This is a genomic window from Rhizobium terricola, assembly GCF_012927355.1.
In the GTDB taxonomy this organism is placed as follows: Bacteria; Pseudomonadota; Alphaproteobacteria; order Rhizobiales; family Rhizobiaceae; genus Allorhizobium; species Allorhizobium terricola.
Genome location: NZ_JABBGK010000001.1, coordinates 789,042 through 804,085 on the forward strand (window position 1 = coordinate 789,042; position 15,044 = coordinate 804,085).

The 15,044-nt window shown below is 64.9% G+C and carries 13 protein-coding genes; 6 read left to right on the forward strand and 7 right to left on the reverse strand.

All coding sequences use genetic code 11. From position 1 onward, the window contains the following. The 3 genes from hflC to HHL25_RS03655 all read left to right on the forward strand — a co-directional run bounded on the left by hflC (window position 1) and on the right by HHL25_RS03655 (window position 2,751). On the forward strand, window positions 1-921 hold the full coding sequence (hflC, locus tag HHL25_RS03645) for a protease modulator HflC (protein ID WP_169587364.1): 921 nt from the start codon (window positions 1-3) through the stop codon (window positions 919-921). Between the two features lie 8 nt (window positions 922-929). After that, window positions 930-1,115: a DUF2065 domain-containing protein gene (locus tag HHL25_RS03650; RefSeq protein WP_169587366.1), complete on the forward strand. Its 186-nt coding sequence runs from the start codon at window positions 930-932 to the stop codon at window positions 1,113-1,115. A 97-nt stretch (window positions 1,116-1,212) separates the two neighbouring features. Continuing rightward, window positions 1,213-2,751: a Do family serine endopeptidase gene (locus tag HHL25_RS03655; protein WP_169587368.1), complete on the forward strand. Its 1,539-nt coding sequence runs from the start codon at window positions 1,213-1,215 to the stop codon at window positions 2,749-2,751. 12 nt (window positions 2,752-2,763) lie between these two features. On the opposite strand, the gene HHL25_RS03660 is transcribed toward HHL25_RS03655, so the two are convergent. From HHL25_RS03660 to serB, 3 genes are all read right to left on the reverse strand, one after another. Then, window positions 2,764-5,118, reverse strand: a complete 2,355-nt coding sequence (locus HHL25_RS03660; protein WP_246701678.1) for a putative bifunctional diguanylate cyclase/phosphodiesterase — start codon at window positions 5,116-5,118, stop codon at window positions 2,764-2,766. 186 nt (window positions 5,119-5,304) lie between these two features. Continuing rightward, entirely contained in the window at window positions 5,305-5,862 is a 558-nt protein-coding gene (locus tag HHL25_RS03665; RefSeq protein ID WP_169587372.1) for a GNAT family N-acetyltransferase, read from the reverse strand. 16 nt (window positions 5,863-5,878) lie between these two features. Further along, window positions 5,879-6,769 (reverse strand): phosphoserine phosphatase SerB, encoded by an 891-nt coding sequence (serB, locus tag HHL25_RS03670; RefSeq protein ID WP_169587374.1) that lies wholly within the window; start codon window positions 6,767-6,769, stop codon window positions 5,879-5,881. Window position 6,770: 1 nt separating this feature from the next. On the opposite strand from serB, the gene miaA reads away from it, so the two are divergent. Next, a complete protein-coding gene (miaA, locus tag HHL25_RS03675; protein ID WP_169587376.1) occupies window positions 6,771-7,661 on the forward strand; it encodes a tRNA (adenosine(37)-N6)-dimethylallyltransferase MiaA in 891 nt (296 codons plus the stop codon). Window positions 7,662-7,670: 9 nt separating this feature from the next. Here miaA and HHL25_RS03680 read toward each other — a convergent pair whose 3' ends face one another. Next, window positions 7,671-9,788, reverse strand: a complete 2,118-nt coding sequence (locus HHL25_RS03680; RefSeq protein WP_205927775.1) for an ATP-binding protein — start codon at window positions 9,786-9,788, stop codon at window positions 7,671-7,673. A gap of 398 nt (window positions 9,789-10,186) precedes the next feature. On the opposite strand from HHL25_RS03680, the gene HHL25_RS03685 reads away from it, so the two are divergent. Both HHL25_RS03685 and ilvN read left to right on the forward strand, forming a co-directional pair. Then, entirely contained in the window at window positions 10,187-11,965 is a 1,779-nt protein-coding gene (locus HHL25_RS03685) for an acetolactate synthase 3 large subunit (protein WP_169587380.1), read from the forward strand. A gap of 22 nt (window positions 11,966-11,987) precedes the next feature. Next, window positions 11,988-12,560 (forward strand): acetolactate synthase small subunit, encoded by a 573-nt coding sequence (gene ilvN / locus HHL25_RS03690; protein WP_169587382.1) that lies wholly within the window; start codon window positions 11,988-11,990, stop codon window positions 12,558-12,560. A gap of 99 nt (window positions 12,561-12,659) precedes the next feature. On the opposite strand, the gene HHL25_RS23675 is transcribed toward ilvN, so the two are convergent. From HHL25_RS23675 to HHL25_RS03705, 3 genes are all read right to left on the reverse strand, one after another. Continuing rightward, window positions 12,660-13,115 (reverse strand): metalloregulator ArsR/SmtB family transcription factor, encoded by a 456-nt coding sequence (locus HHL25_RS23675; protein ID WP_315853018.1) that lies wholly within the window; start codon window positions 13,113-13,115, stop codon window positions 12,660-12,662. 139 nt (window positions 13,116-13,254) lie between these two features. Further along, window positions 13,255-13,728 (reverse strand): DUF2269 family protein, encoded by a 474-nt coding sequence (locus tag HHL25_RS03700; RefSeq protein WP_169587384.1) that lies wholly within the window; start codon window positions 13,726-13,728, stop codon window positions 13,255-13,257. A gap of 1 nt (window position 13,729) precedes the next feature. Continuing rightward, the gene (locus HHL25_RS03705; protein WP_169587386.1) at window positions 13,730-15,013 is read right to left on the reverse strand and encodes an SDR family oxidoreductase; all 1,284 of its coding nucleotides are present in this window, start codon (window positions 15,011-15,013) and stop codon (window positions 13,730-13,732) included. Window positions 15,014-15,044: the final 31 nt, after the last annotated feature.

Genomic DNA, 15,044 nt, shown 5'->3' on the forward strand with positions numbered 1-15,044 from the left:
ATGTCGAACCGTCTCGCTGCTTCCCTGATCGGCTTTGCCGCGCTGCTGCTGCTGATCTACTCCTCGATCTTCGTCGTCAACGAGCGCCAGCAGGCGATCGTCGTGCGCTTCGGCCAGATCCAGGCGGTCCACACCGAACCCGGCCTCTACTTCAAGCTGCCGTTCGCCTTTGCCGATGCAGACCGCGTCCAGTATGTCGAGGACCAGGCGCTTCGCTTCGACCTCGACAACATCCGCGTCCAGGTCTCGGGCGGCAAGTTCTACGAGGTCGACGCCTTCGTGGTCTACCGCATCACCGACGCCCGCAAGTTCCGCGAGACCGTTTCGGGTGACCGGGATTCCGCGGAAGCGCGTCTCACCACCCGTCTCGATGCATCGCTGCGCCGGGTCTACGGTCTGCGTGGCTTCGAGGCCGCGCTTTCGGATGCCCGCGCTTCGATGATGCAGGAGGTCCGCGACGATCTGCGCACCGACGCGGAATCGCTCGGCATCACCATCTCGGACGTCCGCATCCGCCGGACCGACCTGACGCAGGAAGTCTCGCAGCAGACCTTCGACCGCATGAAGGCCGAGCGTCTGGCAGAAGCCGAACTGATCCGCGCACGCGGTAACGAAGAAGGCCAGCGCCGCCGGGCGATCGCCGACCGCCAGGTCGTCGAGCTGCAGGCGGAAGCGCAGCGCGATTCGGAAATCCTGCGCGGTCAGGGCGACGCCGAACGCAACCGCATCTTCGGCGAGGCCTTTGCCCGGGACGAAGCCTTCTTCGAGTTCTACCGCTCCATGCGGGCCTATACGGGCGCGCTGAGCGAGAAGGGGACCACCATGGTTCTCTCGCCGGACTCGGAATTCTTCCGCTTCTTCAAGAACGCCGAAGGCGCACCGCCGGCCACCGCACCGGTTGCTCCGGCAACCGGGAACTGACGCGCGACATGGCGGATCTGCTCGCAGGTTTTGCCGTCTTCCTGATCATCGAGGGGCTGGTCTATGCACTGGCCCCTCGTTTTCTTGTCCAGATGGCGCGGCTTCTGCCCGGCATTCCGCCGGAACAGCTGCGTCTTGTGGGGCTCGTCGCGGTTACCTTCGGCGTCGGGCTGTTCTGGCTGGTGCGCGGCTGATTTCCGGCTTGCTGCTCCTGCGAAATTGATTTCCGCTTTCATCATTCCGCCTTATGCTTCGGCGAAAAAGCATGCCTGTTCGCGAGAGGAAGACCGCATGACCCTGACCACCGCCCAGTCCCGCAGGCTCCTTCCAGCGCTTCTGATCGGCACGGCCCTGGCATTCGGAACACTGGCGCAGCCGGTGCCCGCTCTGGCGCAGGGACCCGAATCGGTCGCCGATCTCGCGCAGGGCCTGCTCGGCGCCGTGGTCAACATTTCCACCTCGCAGAGCGTCAAGGAAGAAGGCGAAGGGCCGGTGCCGAAGGTGCCGGAGGGATCGCCCTTCCAGGAGCTGTTCGAAGACTTCTTCAAGAACCGCGGCGACGACGGCGGCAACAACAAGGTCAACTCGCTGGGTTCGGGCTTCGTCATCGACCCGAAGGGTTTCATCGTCACCAACAATCACGTGATCGAGAATGCCGACGACATCGAGGCGATCTTTCCGGACGGCTCGAAGCTGAAGGCGAAGCTGATCGGCACGGATCCCAAGACCGACCTTTCGGTGCTCAAGGTCGAGCCGCCGGCGCCGCTCACGGCGGTGAAATTCGGCGATTCCCGCAAGATGCGCATCGGCGACTGGGTCATGGCGATCGGCAACCCGTTCGGTCTTGGCGGTTCGGTGACCGTCGGCATCATCTCGGCGAGCGGCCGCAACATCAATGCCGGCCCGTACGACAATTTCATCCAGACCGATGCCGCGATCAACAAGGGCAATTCCGGCGGTCCGCTGTTCAACATGAAGGGTGAGGTGATCGGCATCAACACGGCCATCATCTCGCCGAGCGGCGGCTCGATCGGCATCGGTTTCTCCGTGCCGACGGAACTCGCCGAAAACGTCATCAAGCAGCTGATCGAGTTCGGCGAGACGCGCCGGGGCTGGCTCGGCGTGCGCATCCAGCCGGTGACCGACGAGGTGGCCGGCGGGCTCAAGATCGGCAAGGCGCGCGGGGCGCTGGTGAGCGGCATCGTCAAGGGCGGTCCCGTTGAGAACGGGCCGATCAAGGTCGGCGACGTCATCGTCACCTTCGACGGCAAGGCGGTCCACGAGACTCGCGATCTGATGCGCGTGGTCGCCGAGAGCGCGGTCGGCTCGGAGGTCGAGGTCAAGATCCTGCGCGACGGCAAGGAAGAGACGGTCAAGGTCAAGCTCGGCCGGCTCGAGGACGACAAGGCTGCCGAGGTCGCGGCAAGCGAGGGCAGCGACGTACTGCCGCCCGAGGACGGCGAGGAAGCGGTTCCCGAGGATGACGGTGGCGAGCAGCAGTCGCCGGTCGATCCGCAGGAAGGGGTTCGGGCCGTCGAAGCGGTTGGTCTGGGCATCGGCGTGCTCGATGATGCCGCCCGCAAGACCTATTCGATTGCCGAGAGCGTCGAGGGCGTGGTGATCACCTCGGTGAAGCCGGGGTCGGCGGCGGCGGAGAAGGGCCTGAAGCCCGGTCAGGTGATCGTCGAGGTGGCGCAGGAGTTCATGGAAGCGCCGGAAGATGTCGGTGAGACCATCGCGTCACTGAAAAGCCAGGGGCGCCGCAGCGCGCATGTGATGATCGCCGATGCCGAGGGCAACCTGCGCCACGTGGCGATCCCCCTCGAATAGGATGCGTGCCGATCAGGCGGTGATGCGGTCGTCGTCCCATGCCTGGTGGGAATCCATCAGCCGTTCCAGTTCTGCAGCCGGCATGGGCTTGCCGACAAGGTAACCCTGGATTTCTCCGCAGCCGAGGCGGCGCAGCAGTTCATATTGACCCGAGGTTTCAACTCCCTCCGCCGCCAGGGAGACGCCGAGATCGCGGCCGAGCCGGATGACGGCATCGACGATTGCCCTGCTGTCGGCATTGGTCTCGATGTCCGAGATGAAGGACTGGTCGATCTTGAGCTTGTCGAAACGGTAGCGTCGCAGGTAGCTCAGCGACGAGTAACCGGTGCCGAAATCATCGAGTGCGATGCGCACGCCTAGCCCCTTGATGGCGGCGAGGGTGGATTCGACTGCGCTGTCCGAGTTGAGCAGCAGGGATTCGGTGACTTCGAGTTCGAGCCGGCGCGGCGGCAATCCGCATTCGCGCAAGGTGGATTCGATCATCGTGAAGAGGCCCGGCGTGCCGAACTGGCGCGGCGACAGGTTGACGGCGAGCCGTACGGTCTCTGGCCAGGCAGTGGCGGTCTCGCAGCCCTTGCGGATGACCCAGGTGCCGATCCTGCCGATCAGACCGATATCCTCGGCAATCGGGATGAACTCGGCCGGGCTGACGGACCCCAGCGAGGGATGGTTCCAGCGGAGCAAGGCCTCGGCGCAGACGATCTCGCCGGAGCGGCTGTCGACCAGAGGCTGGAAGTGAAGCGAAAGGGCGTCGGCGGCAACGGCGGCGCGCAGTTCCTGCTCAAGCGCGTTGCGACGGCGGGCGGCCGCATCCAGCGAGGTATCGAAGAACCGGTAACGGTTGCGCCCGTCGCCCTTCGCCCGGTAGAGCGCAAGGTCGGCATGACGAATGAGCGTGTCGGCGTTCCGGCCGTCGATCGGGGCGCAGGCGATGCCGACGCTGACGCCGATGCGCGCGGTGCCCGAGGCGAGAACGAAGGGTTGGGAAAGAGCGTTGACGACGCGGTCGGCGAGTTCGGCTGCGGCGCGAGGATCATCCCTGACGGCCCGGATGATGGCGAACTCGTCGCCGCCGAGGCGGGCGATTGTGTCGCCTTCGCCGCAGAGTGCCTTCAAGGTCGTGGCCACCTCGCGCAGCAACTCATCGCCGGCGCCGTGACCATGGGTGTCGTTGACTTGCTTGAAGCGATCGAGATCGAGCAGGAGGACGGCAAAGCCCTCGTTGAAACGCTCCAGACGGGAAAGGGCGCGGCCGAGATCCTCGTTGAGCAGGACCCGGTTGCCGACGTCCGTCAGGCTGTCGTGACGCGCCATGTATTCGATGCGACCGCGCGCCTCGCGCGCCTGGGTCACGTCGCGGCCGACGCCGCGGAAGCCGACGAACGCACCATTGCCGTCGAAGACCGGCTTGGCACTCAGTGACCACACGCCGAGCTCGCCGTCGCGCACCACGCAGATCTCGAAATCGCGGAAAGGTGCGTGATCATGCAATATCCGGCGCAGTTCATCGGATCCGTGGACATCTGTGAGGAAGCGGCGGCCGTTGTCCATGAAGGGCATGACTTCCCAGAGAGGACGGCCATAGACCTTATCTTCGCCCGTTGCGACCTCTTCGAAGAAGCGTGGCGACGCGCGCCGGAGCAGGAGGTTGCGGTCGAGGCCCCATAGCCAGTCCGCGGCATTTTCCTCGAAGTCGTTGAGCAGCAGGCCGATCACGTCGCGCTGTTCGTCGGCGGCCAACTGGGCGCGGACACGGATCGTCAGGCTGTCGCAGAGTGCGAAGGACGAGCGGATGATGATGGCGGCGTAGACGACGTAAAGGGCGAAGAGATTCATCCCGATCAACTCGCCTGCCTCGGCAATGGCGAAGGCCGAGCCGATGCCCATGATGGCGCTGAAGGCGATGGCCGCGGGAGGAACCGTCGCGAGCGCAAACCCGCCGCCGCCGGTCATGCCGACCGTGATGGCGATGATTACGAGGCGCTGGTGTTCGGTCGCATAATAGTAGAAGAGCGCGGACAGGCAGGCCCATAATCCGCTGGTGACGACGGCGAAGACCACGGCGCGGCGGGTACCGCGTAGGGAGGCTGTCTCGCGTTCCGGGCGATCCCTGTTCTGCCACCAGCGGAGGCCGGTCAGGAGAGCGATTGCCGTGACCATGGCGGCCCAGACGAGAACCCAGACATGCATCGGATTGTCGACGAGGGCGACGATTGCAACCGCCGCATTGGCGAGGTTTGCGGCCATCATCCAGGGGGTGTTGCGCAGAACGGCTGCGAGCCGCACGGCGCGAATTCGTCCCGCCTCGAACTCCGTCTGTCCCGCCTCGCCGAGGCGTAGGAAGGCGACGCCCGCGGAACGAAGCATGTCAAAGGGCCGGGAGAGACTGGTTTTCATGCGTATTAGAATAGTCGAAGGAACTTAAGGGCCAATGAATCCGAAGATCGGCTTTTGTTGCATGAACCAACAAGATGCGGAATTTTCACGGAAAATCCGCGACGTAACTGTCGTGGATTGCAACCGCGCGACGATCTGGATGCGGTTGCTGTTCATTCAGCGCTGACGCACTTCCGCAGCGATGCGGTAGAGTACATGGCGCTTGAGGTGGGGATGGCTGTCGGGCACGCGAGGGTGGTCGAAATCACCGTCCGGTTCGCGGTGCATGCCGATCCGCTCCATCACCGCGATCGATCGTCTGTTTCCCTCGACCGCAAAGGCGACGATCTCGTCGAGCTGGAAGATCTTGAAGCCGTGGGCGAGGAGGGCGGTAGCCGCCTCGGTCACGTAGCCCTTGCCCCAGAAGCGCGTCGCAAGGCGCCAGCCGATCTCCACCGTATCCGGCGGAAACAGCGGGGCCAGCCCGGCAAGGGAGAGGCCGCAGAAGCCGATGGGTTCGGCCGTCTCCTTCAATTCCAGCGCGTAGAAACCGAGGCCGGTCTCGTCGATCATGCGGCGGACCTTGTCGAGCAGCAGATCCGCTTCCTCATGGGAGCGGCGGAACGGAAAGAACTCCATCACCTTCGCATCGCGGTTGATCTCGCGGAAGAGATCGCGATCGTCGTCGCGCCAGTTGCGCAAGGTCAGCCGGGGCGTTTCGAGGATCGTGACCATGGCGCCCGGTGCCTTTTCAGGGAGTGACGAAGTCCGTCTTGCGATAGCCCTGGAGGTAGAGAAGGGCGGTCAGGTCGGAATGGTCGATGCGGATCCGGGCCTGGGCGGCAACGGATGGTTTCGCGTGAAGCGCCACGCCTGAACCGGCGAGCTCCAGCATGCCGAGGTCGTTGGCGCCGTCGCCCACGGCGATGACGTCATCGACGTCGATGCCGAGCCGGGCGGTGATGTCGACCAGCGCATCCACCTTGGCCTGCTTGCCGAGGATGGGTTCGGCGACCTCGCCGGTGAGAAGGCCGTTCTTTTCGAGGAGGATGTTGGCGCGATTCTCGTGGAAGCCGAGACGGGCGGCGATCGGGGCAGTGAAGACGGTGAAGCCGCCGGATACCAGGGCCGTGTAGTGGCCTTTCGCCTTCATCGTGGCGATCAGTTCCGGACCGCCGGAGGTCAGCGTGATGCGCTTGGCGATCACCTCGCCGACGACGCTGATCGGCAGGCCTTTCAAAAGGGCGACGCGTTCGCGCAGGGCAGGCTCGAAGGCGATCTCGCCGTTCATCGCCCGGGCGGTGATTTCGGACACCTTGTCCTTGAGGCCGACTTCGGCGGCCAGTTCGTCGATGCATTCCTGGCCGATCATGGTCGAATCCATGTCGGCGATGAGGAATTTCTTTCGCCGGCTGTCGGCGTCCTGCACGGCGACGTCAATCTTTTCCCCGGCGACGAGGGCGCGCAGCACCGCATCGGCTTCCGCTGCGTCAGTTCCATCCCGCAAGGCGATGTCGCAGGCGATCCCATCGGCCAGCCAGTAGAGGCCGGAAGCGCCGAGGGTCTCGGTGGCGCGCTCGGCAAGCGCCGGGCGGAGGATCGGATTTGACGGATTGGCGAGAAGCGTGGCAACGAAGGCCATGATGGAAAATCCTGGAAACGAGATCGACGCGATCCTGATAACCGGGCCGACCGCCAGCGGCAAGTCCGCTCTGGCGCTCGAGCTTGCACGGCGCCACGGCGGCGAGGTGGTCAATGCCGACAGCATGCAGGTCTACGACACGCTGAGGGTCCTGACCGCACGCCCGTCGGCGGAGGAGATGGAGGGCGTGCCGCATCACCTCTACGGACATGTGCCGGCGGGAACCGCCTATTCGACCGGTGACTGGCTGCGGCAGGCCGACGACGTGATCGCCGACATGAAGCGGCGCGGCGTGATGCCGGTCGTCGTCGGCGGGACGGGCCTCTATTTCAAGGCGCTGACCGGCGGCCTCGACGACATGCCGGCCGTGCCGGCCGAAATCCGCCAGCGGCTCCGGGACCGGCTGACCGCCGAAGGGCCGGAAGGGCTTTATCGGGAATTGGAAGCGCGCGATCCTGCCATGGCCGAACGACTCGGCCCGCAGGACGGGCAACGCATCGTTCGTGCGCTGGAGGTGTTGGAGGCGACCGGGCGGTCGATTTCCGCATTCCAGGGGCGCGGCGGGCCGGTGATCGTCGATCCGCATCGGGCACGCAAGATCGTCGTGCTGCCCGACCGGGCGCTTCTTCATGCGCGGATCAACCGGCGTTTCGAGACGATGTTCGACGAAGGGGCGGTCGCGGAGGTCGAGGCCCTGCTGGCGCTCAAGCTTGCCCCGGACATGCCGGCGATGAAGGCGATCGGGGTGTCGCAGATTGCGGCGATGCTCAAGGGCGAGATGACGCCCGAGGCGGTGATCGAGCAGGCATCGGCGGCGACCCGGCAATATGCCAAGCGGCAGATGACCTGGTTTCGCAACCAGATGGACGAAAGCTGGGAGCGGATCGGCTAGCTGCCGCCCTCAGTCCTTCCGGTAGAGGCTCGACAGTGGCTTTCTCAGGATGCTCTCGCGGAGCGACGAGCCCGGTTCGCGACGGATCGAACCTGGCTGGTCCTGGCCGGCGAAGCTCGGCTGTGGCTGAGGGCGCGGTTCGTAAGAGGTCGGCGGGGTTTCGGTGCGATCGCCGAAACGGCGGCCGTAGCGGGGGTCTTCCGGAAGACCTGACGAGCGCGGCAGCATGTCCGGGCGATAGGGTTCGATCGGCGGCGTGAGGTCCTGGGTGAAGGACTGACGGGCGGTCGGGGCTGAGGGTTCCGGATCGAGCGGCTGGCGCGCGGGCGGTGGCGTCGTGCGCCACGGTTCGGCCGGCTGGCGTCGATCGGCTTCGATGGCGTTGTGGACTGCGGGCGGCGTCGCGTCGGCTTCGAAATAGGCCTCATCGTCGCCGGTCCCGTCGTCGGGAAACTCGTCGTGCGGGTCGTTGCCGTCCATGCGCTGCGCGTTCTCGAAGCTTTGCTGGAAGGCCGAGATGTCGGGACCGGCAATGGCGCGCATGCGATTGACGATGGTACGCAGGTCGACCGTGTCCGGACTTTCCTCGGAAGCCTTGACCGCCGCGCTGTTGGCCTTCGGGAGCTGGTGGGCCTCGACGCGGGCGAAGCGCATGCGCATCGGGACGGCGATTGCCTCGCCGAATGCGATCGCCTCGCCGTTGCCGATCGAGGAGATGAAGCTTGTGGTGGAGATCGACGAATCCGGGATGGCGGAACGGATGATTTCCTGGTCGCGGTCGTTGGCGAGCCGCATGGCGAACAGCGTCGAGCACTGCGACAGGATGGTCTGGTCGAGTTCGCCCGGACGCTGGGTGATGATGCCGAGCGAGACCCCGTATTTACGGCCTTCCTTGGCGATGCGGGCGATCGCCTGGCGGGTCGGGAAGAAGCCGAGATTGGGGTCGGAGGGAACGTAGCGGTGCGCTTCCTCGCAGACGACCAGCATGTGGATTGCGCCGTTCGACCACAGCGCCAGTTCGAAGGCCATGCGGCAGAGAACCGAGGCGACCGAGTTCACCACTTCCGACGGGATGCCGGCCAGCTGGAAGGTCGAGATGGGGCGATCTTCTCCCGGAATGCGGAAGATATGGGCGATCGTCTCCATGATCGTGTCGCTGATCGTGTTGTTGGAGAACATGAAGTGGTAGCGCGGGTCGTTGATCGCCGACAGGATGCGCATCTTCAGCGCCCGCAGGATCGGCTTTTCGCCGCGCCCCTCGAGGCGGCCGATGCGTTCGTCGATGAGCGCCAGAAGATCGGCCATGCGATAGGGCACCGGGGTATCGGCGGTGATCGAGCTCTTGTCGCCGGAGCGGCGCATCAGCGCGCTTTCGTTGCCGCGGAAGGCGCGCTTGGCCTCCGGCATCAGGTCGCGCAGGATGTCGAGTTCGTCCGCGATCGGCGGACGCCCGCGGAATAGCACCTCGGCGAATTCCTCTAGCCGCATCAGCCAGAAGGGCAGGTCGAGCGTGTCGGTGTCGATGACGACGGCGTGCTCGGGGAAGGCGGCAGCGAATTCGTTGTGCGGGTCGAGGATCAGGACGCGGAGGTTCGGGTCGCTTTCGATCGCCTTGCGCAGCAGCAGCGAAACGGCGGTCGACTTGCCGACGCCGGTCGAGCCGACCACGGCGAAATGCTTGGACAGCATCGAGGGAACGTGGATGGTCGCGTCGATCGACTCGTCCTGCGTCAGCTTGCCGATGACCGCGGTGTCGCCCTTGCGGATGTCATAGATGCGCAGCAGGTCGGCCGCCCGGATGCGGTGGGCGATGGCGCCGAGATAGGGATAGCGCGAGATGCCGGTCGAGAAGCGTTCCGAGCCGTCGAGATCCTTGTGGACCTCGCCGAGCAGCTCGACCTCGATGAGGATGCGGTTGTCCTCGTGTTCGCCCCAGTTTTTCGAACCGGTCTGCATGGAGTAGGCAAGCGCGACGACGCGGTTTTCGCCGACGCTGATCGAAATCAGCCGGCCGACCGACCAGAGTTCGGTCAGATCCGTGCCACCGCCTTCAGCGATAGCCGCAATCGTGGCGCGTGCGCCATTGCAGGCAACGACGCGTCCGAGGAAGCGATTGCCCGCGGCCATCCGGTCGCGGCGTTCCTGTTCGCCCGCGCTGACGGTGGGCTGAAGATCATGTTCGGCCAAAACACACTCCTTGTGTCTGCGACAGTTTAACCGGGCAGGTTTTAACAGGAGGTATAGCCGCGACGTGAATTTTGCGACGCTTGTTGATCCGGGCGGGGCAGATCGCCCGTTTTTTGGACAGGAGCGCGTTGACGCCTGCCTTATTTGTGTCTATCAATTCTCCCCATGAAAAATTCGATCGTTCTTATTGTGGTGGGAAAGCGCATGGGCAGGATGGTGTAACCATCCGGCGATAGCCACCCATGCGCTAGATGACAGGCTCCTCAAAGGAGCCTTTTTTTATGGCCAAAACCGGGCGAGCAGCCTGAACACGATCCAAAAGGCAGATGGAAAACAGCATGACGGGCAAAGACAATCAGATGACGGGCGCCGAGATCGTCCTGAAGGCGTTGAAGGACAACGGGGTCGAGCACATTTTCGGCTATCCCGGCGGTGCGGTCCTGCCGATCTATGACGAAATCTTCCAGCAGGAAGAAATCCAGCACATCCTCGTCCGCCATGAGCAGGGCGCCGGCCACGCCGCCGAAGGCTATGCCCGCTCGACCGGCAAGGTCGGCGTCGTCCTCGTCACCTCCGGCCCCGGCGCCACCAATGCGGTGACCCCGCTGCAGGATGCGCTTATGGACTCCATTCCGCTCGTCTGCATTTCCGGCCAGGTCCCGACCCCGCTGATCGGTTCGGATGCCTTCCAGGAATGCGACACGGTCGGCATCACGCGGCCCTGCACCAAGCACAACTGGCTGGTCAAGGACGTCAACGATCTCGCCCGTACCATCCATGAAGCCTTCCGTATCGCCCAGTCCGGTCGCCCGGGTCCCGTTCTGGTCGACGTGCCGAAGGATGTCCAGTTTGCCACCGGCACCTATACCCCGCCGGAAAACCACGCGATCCAGAAGAGCTACCAGCCGAAGGTCCAGGGCGACATCAACGCGATCCGGGCCGCCGTCGAGCTGATGGCGAATGCCCGCCGTCCGATCATCTATTCGGGTGGCGGCGTGGTCAATTCGGGGCTGGAAGCCTCCAAGCTGCTGCGCGAGCTGGTCGAGCTCACCGATTTCCCGATCACCTCCACGCTGATGGGCCTCGGCGCCTATCCGGCATCCGGCAAGAACTGGCTCGGCATGCTGGGCATGCACGGTTCCTACGAGGCCAACATGGCGATGCATGACTGCGACGTCATGGTCTGCATCGGCGCGCGCTTCGACGACCGCATCACCGGCCGCCTCAACGCGTTTTCGCCGAACTCGAAGAAGATCCATATCGACATCGATCCGTCGTCGATCAACAAGAACGTCCGCGTCGACATTCCGATCACCGGCGACGTCGGTCACGTGCTGGAAGACATGGTCCGCCTGTGGCGGGCACAGCCCAACAAGCCCGAGGCCGGCCAGACCGCCGAGTGGAAGGAAAGCATCACCAGGTGGCGCGCGCGCAACTCCTTCGGCTACACGCCGTCGAAGGACGTCATCATGCCGCAATATGCGATCGAGCGCCTGTCGGCGCTGACGCAGGGCCGCGACACCTACATCACCACGGAAGTCGGCCAGCACCAGATGTGGGCGGCACAGTATTTCGGTTTCGAACAGCCGAACCGCTGGATGACCTCGGGCGGCCTCGGCACCATGGGCTACGGCTTCCCGGCGGCGATCGGCGTGCAGATCGCCCATCCGGAAAGCCTCGTCATCGACATCGCCGGCGACGCCTCGATCCAGATGTGCATCCAGGAAATGTCCTGCGCGGTGCAGTACAATGCGCCGGTCAAAATCTTCATCCTCAACAACCAGTACATGGGGATGGTGCGCCAGTGGCAGCAGCTGCTGCACGGCAACCGGCTGTCGCATTCCTACACCGAGGCGCTGCCGGACTTCGTCAAGCTGGCGGATGCCTATGGTGCCGTCGGCCTGCGTTGCGAAAAGCCGGACGATCTCGACGATGCCATCATGGAGATGATCAACGTCAAGAAGCCGGTGATCTTCGACTGCCGCGTCGCCAATCTGGCCAACTGCTTCCCGATGATCCCGTCGGGCAAGGCGCACAACGAAATGCTGCTGCCGGACGAGGCCACGGACGAGGCGGTCGCAACCGCCATCGACGCCAAGGGCCGCCAGCTGGTTTGATGACAGGAACAGGAAGAGACACATGAACGCACATCAGCAGCCCACCGGTTCCGCCTATTTCATCGCGAAGGAAACCGCTGCCGTCGAAAGCCACACGCTATCGGTCCTCGTCGACAACGAACCGGGTGTCCTAGCCCGCGTCATCGGCCTGTTTTCCGGGCGCGGCTACAACATCGAAAGCCTCACCGTCTCGGAAACCGAGCACGAGGCGCATCTGTCGCGCATCACCATCGTCACGCGCGGCACGCCGAGCGTGCTCGAACAGATCAAGGCGCAGCTCGAGCGGATCATTCCGGTCCACCGGGTGGTCGATCTCACGGTGCGGGCCCGCGATCTCGGCCAGGAGCGTCCGATCGAGCGGGAAGTCGCTCTCATCAAAGTGGTATCGTCGGGCGAGACGCGGGCCGAGACGCTTCGCCTTGCCGACGCCTTCCAGGCCAAGGTGGTCGACGCGACCGTCGAGCACTTCATCTTCGAGATCACCGGCAAGTCGTCGAAGATCGACCAGTTCGTGGCGATCCTGAAGCCGCTCGGCCTCAACGAGATCTGCCGCACCGGTATCGCCGCGATGAACCGCGGTTCGCAGGGCATGTGATACCATCACCGATGGTGTGAAAAACAAACGGGCGGCTCATGGGGCCGCCCGTTTTCGTTTGCGGGACCGGGGTCGGTCCCGGCGACCGGTCCAGTTTTGTCAGAACATCGACATCTGGGTCGGCAGCGGCTTTTCCTCGGGTGCTTCGTCGGGGTCGGCAGTCGTTGCGGCTTTTGCTTTGCGCGTGGGTTTCGCTGGTTCTGAAGAGGCATCGTCCGGGGCGGGCGCCAGTTCGGGGGCAGGGGGCAGGGCGCCGACGTCACCCATGAAGCCGGTCAGCACATCCGCGAGCGTCTGCCGGACGAGGGCATAGTGGACGAACTGGCCGCGCTTCTCGCGGCTGATCAGGCCGGCGGTTTCGAGAATGGTCAGATGCTGCGAGATGGAGGGTTTGGCCATGTCGAAGCGCGACGAAATCTCGCCGGCGGTCAGGCCCGATGCGGCAAGATGCTTGAGGATCTCGCGGCGGGGTGGGGCCGCCAGGGCATGAAAGACCTGCTGTGTCGCGCGCGTCATATCGATCCGCGGGGCCTTGGGCTGGCGGCTTTTCTTCACTTTTAACGTCCTGGTCCGATTGCCGCATCGGGCGCGATGCGCAAACTCTCTAATTAGCTATCTCCCTAATTCCTCATCCGTTTAAAAAGGTAATTAGGGTTTTGCCTAAATGGCTGCGAAGCGCTTTTCTGTCAACGGGCTAGAAGACGGGATCGGGACGGATCAACATCAAATACAGGATGCCGATCATCGACAGGAACGCGGGAAAACCGAAGGCGAACCAGATGCTATAGAGCCGGTGATAGCGCGGCGGCAGCGGAAGATTCGCATCCGCGGCATTGCGGGCGAGGTTGCGCAGCTGGATCTGTATCCACACGACCGGCAGCCAGAAGAGGCCGACCACGCCATAGAGGACGAGCGAGAGGGCGATCCAGCCGGTCGTCAGTGGCCAGCCGATCCGGTGGGCCAGCCAGGCGCCGGTCAACGGCTGGAGAACGGCCGCGGTCGCGGTGAAGAGCGTGTCGGCGATGACTACCGTGCCGGCGACATGGGCGATCAGCCGCGGGTCACGGGTCCGGTCGGCCAGGACCATGAAGAAGGCGATGCCGGCGCCGGTGCCGAACAGCACCGCCGCGCCGATCACATGGGCGAGCCGCAGCAGGTCGTCCAGCATGTCAGCGGTCCTCCAGGATGGCGAGCGCACAGAGCGTCAGCAGGAGCGACGGGAAGATCTTGACCAGGGGCCCCAGGGGATCGAGCCACAGACCGGGCTGGATGACGGTACCGCCGACCAGATAGGCCACCGAGACCGCGAGCATCGCAAGCATGGCGCGGCGGGCATAGGGCTGGACGAGGACGGCCAGCCCGAGCGCGATGTCCAGCACGGAGGTGAACAGGGTGACGGTGAGCGCGAGCACGGGCGGCACATCTTCGCCGAACATGCCGGCGGCCGGCATGGGGTTCAGGAGCGGGATGGCACCGGATGCGATCCAGAAGGCTGCCAAAGTGACGATCACCAGGGGCTTCAGGAGATAGAGACGGGAGAACCACAGATCCTGCGCGGCGGCCGGTTCGCGGCGCAGCCGGGGCAGGGGATCCGGTGTCCAGAGCGTTTGCCTGCCATCCGCCGGGGAGACGCCGAAGCCGCTGATGACGGTTGCCGTCGACCGCAGCGGCGAGCGCCAGCCGAGACGGCCGGCAAGGTCCGCGATGGCGGACAGCGGGCGTGCCGCAACGGCCGGAAGGCGAAGCACCGGCGCCGGCCGAAGCCCGAGCCATTCGCGGTAGAAGCGGGCCATTTCCTCCAGCCGGCGTGTCGGCCTGCCGGCGACGACGAGATCGCTGCCGCTCGGGATGCGTCCGGCGATCGCATCCGACACCGCGGCGGCGAGGTCCGACACATGAACCGCGTTCAAGGGGCTGTCGGCATCGACGAGCGGCAGGACGAGGGGCATCGAGGCGATCGCGCGCAACAGGGCCGTGCCGCCATAGGCGTTGCGCCCGACGACCACCGTCGGGCGCAGGATCACATGCGGCAGGCCGGAGCGCGAAAGGGCGGCATCGGCCTCGAGCTTCGTGGCGATGAAGCGGGTTCCGGCGGCGGCGAGGTTTTCCGGCGCGGAGATCTGGACGATCATGGGTGGGGTGGCCTGCGCAACGCACGCGGCCTGCAGCGCCAGCATCGCGTCGCGCTGGACGGCGGCGAGATCGTCGCGCAGGCCGTCCTGCAATGCGCCGGCGCAGTTGACGACGGCGGTCACGCCGTCGAGCAGCGGCTGCCAGTCGGCGACGGTGCGCAGACGTGCGAGATCGCGGCTTGTCCATGCGACGGCGGGCATGCGGGCGCTCGCGCGGTCAATGTCTCGTCCAAGACCGGTGACGGCGTGGCCCTCGTCGCTCAAGGTCTGGGCGACGACCTGCCCGATGAAGCCCGTGGCCCCGAGAACCAGAATGGTCATGTCGTCTTTTATCCTGTGCTGGGAACGCCTG

Excerpts from the sequence above, each read along its gene's own strand:
- hflC (WP_169587364.1), top strand. The coding sequence starts at position 1 with ATGTCGAACCGTCTCGCTGCTTCCCTGATCGGCTTTGCCGCGCTGCTG.
- HHL25_RS03650 (WP_169587366.1), top strand. The coding sequence starts at position 930 with ATGGCGGATCTGCTCGCAGGTTTTGCCGTCTTCCTGATCATCGAGGGG.
- HHL25_RS03655 (WP_169587368.1), top strand. The coding sequence starts at position 1,213 with ATGACCCTGACCACCGCCCAGTCCCGCAGGCTCCTTCCAGCGCTTCTG.
- HHL25_RS03660 (WP_246701678.1), bottom strand. The coding sequence starts at position 5,118 with ATGCTTCGTTCCGCGGGCGTCGCCTTCCTACGCCTCGGCGAGGCGGGA.
- HHL25_RS03665 (WP_169587372.1), bottom strand. The coding sequence starts at position 5,862 with ATGGTCACGATCCTCGAAACGCCCCGGCTGACCTTGCGCAACTGGCGC.
- serB (WP_169587374.1), bottom strand. The coding sequence starts at position 6,769 with ATGGCCTTCGTTGCCACGCTTCTCGCCAATCCGTCAAATCCGATCCTC.
- miaA (WP_169587376.1), top strand. The coding sequence starts at position 6,771 with ATGGAAAATCCTGGAAACGAGATCGACGCGATCCTGATAACCGGGCCG.
- HHL25_RS03680 (WP_205927775.1), bottom strand. The coding sequence starts at position 9,788 with ATGGCCGCGGGCAATCGCTTCCTCGGACGCGTCGTTGCCTGCAATGGC.
- HHL25_RS03685 (WP_169587380.1), top strand. The coding sequence starts at position 10,187 with ATGACGGGCAAAGACAATCAGATGACGGGCGCCGAGATCGTCCTGAAG.
- ilvN (WP_169587382.1), top strand. The coding sequence starts at position 11,988 with ATGAACGCACATCAGCAGCCCACCGGTTCCGCCTATTTCATCGCGAAG.
- HHL25_RS03700 (WP_169587384.1), bottom strand. The coding sequence starts at position 13,728 with ATGCTGGACGACCTGCTGCGGCTCGCCCATGTGATCGGCGCGGCGGTG.
- HHL25_RS03705 (WP_169587386.1), bottom strand. The coding sequence starts at position 15,013 with ATGACCATTCTGGTTCTCGGGGCCACGGGCTTCATCGGGCAGGTCGTC.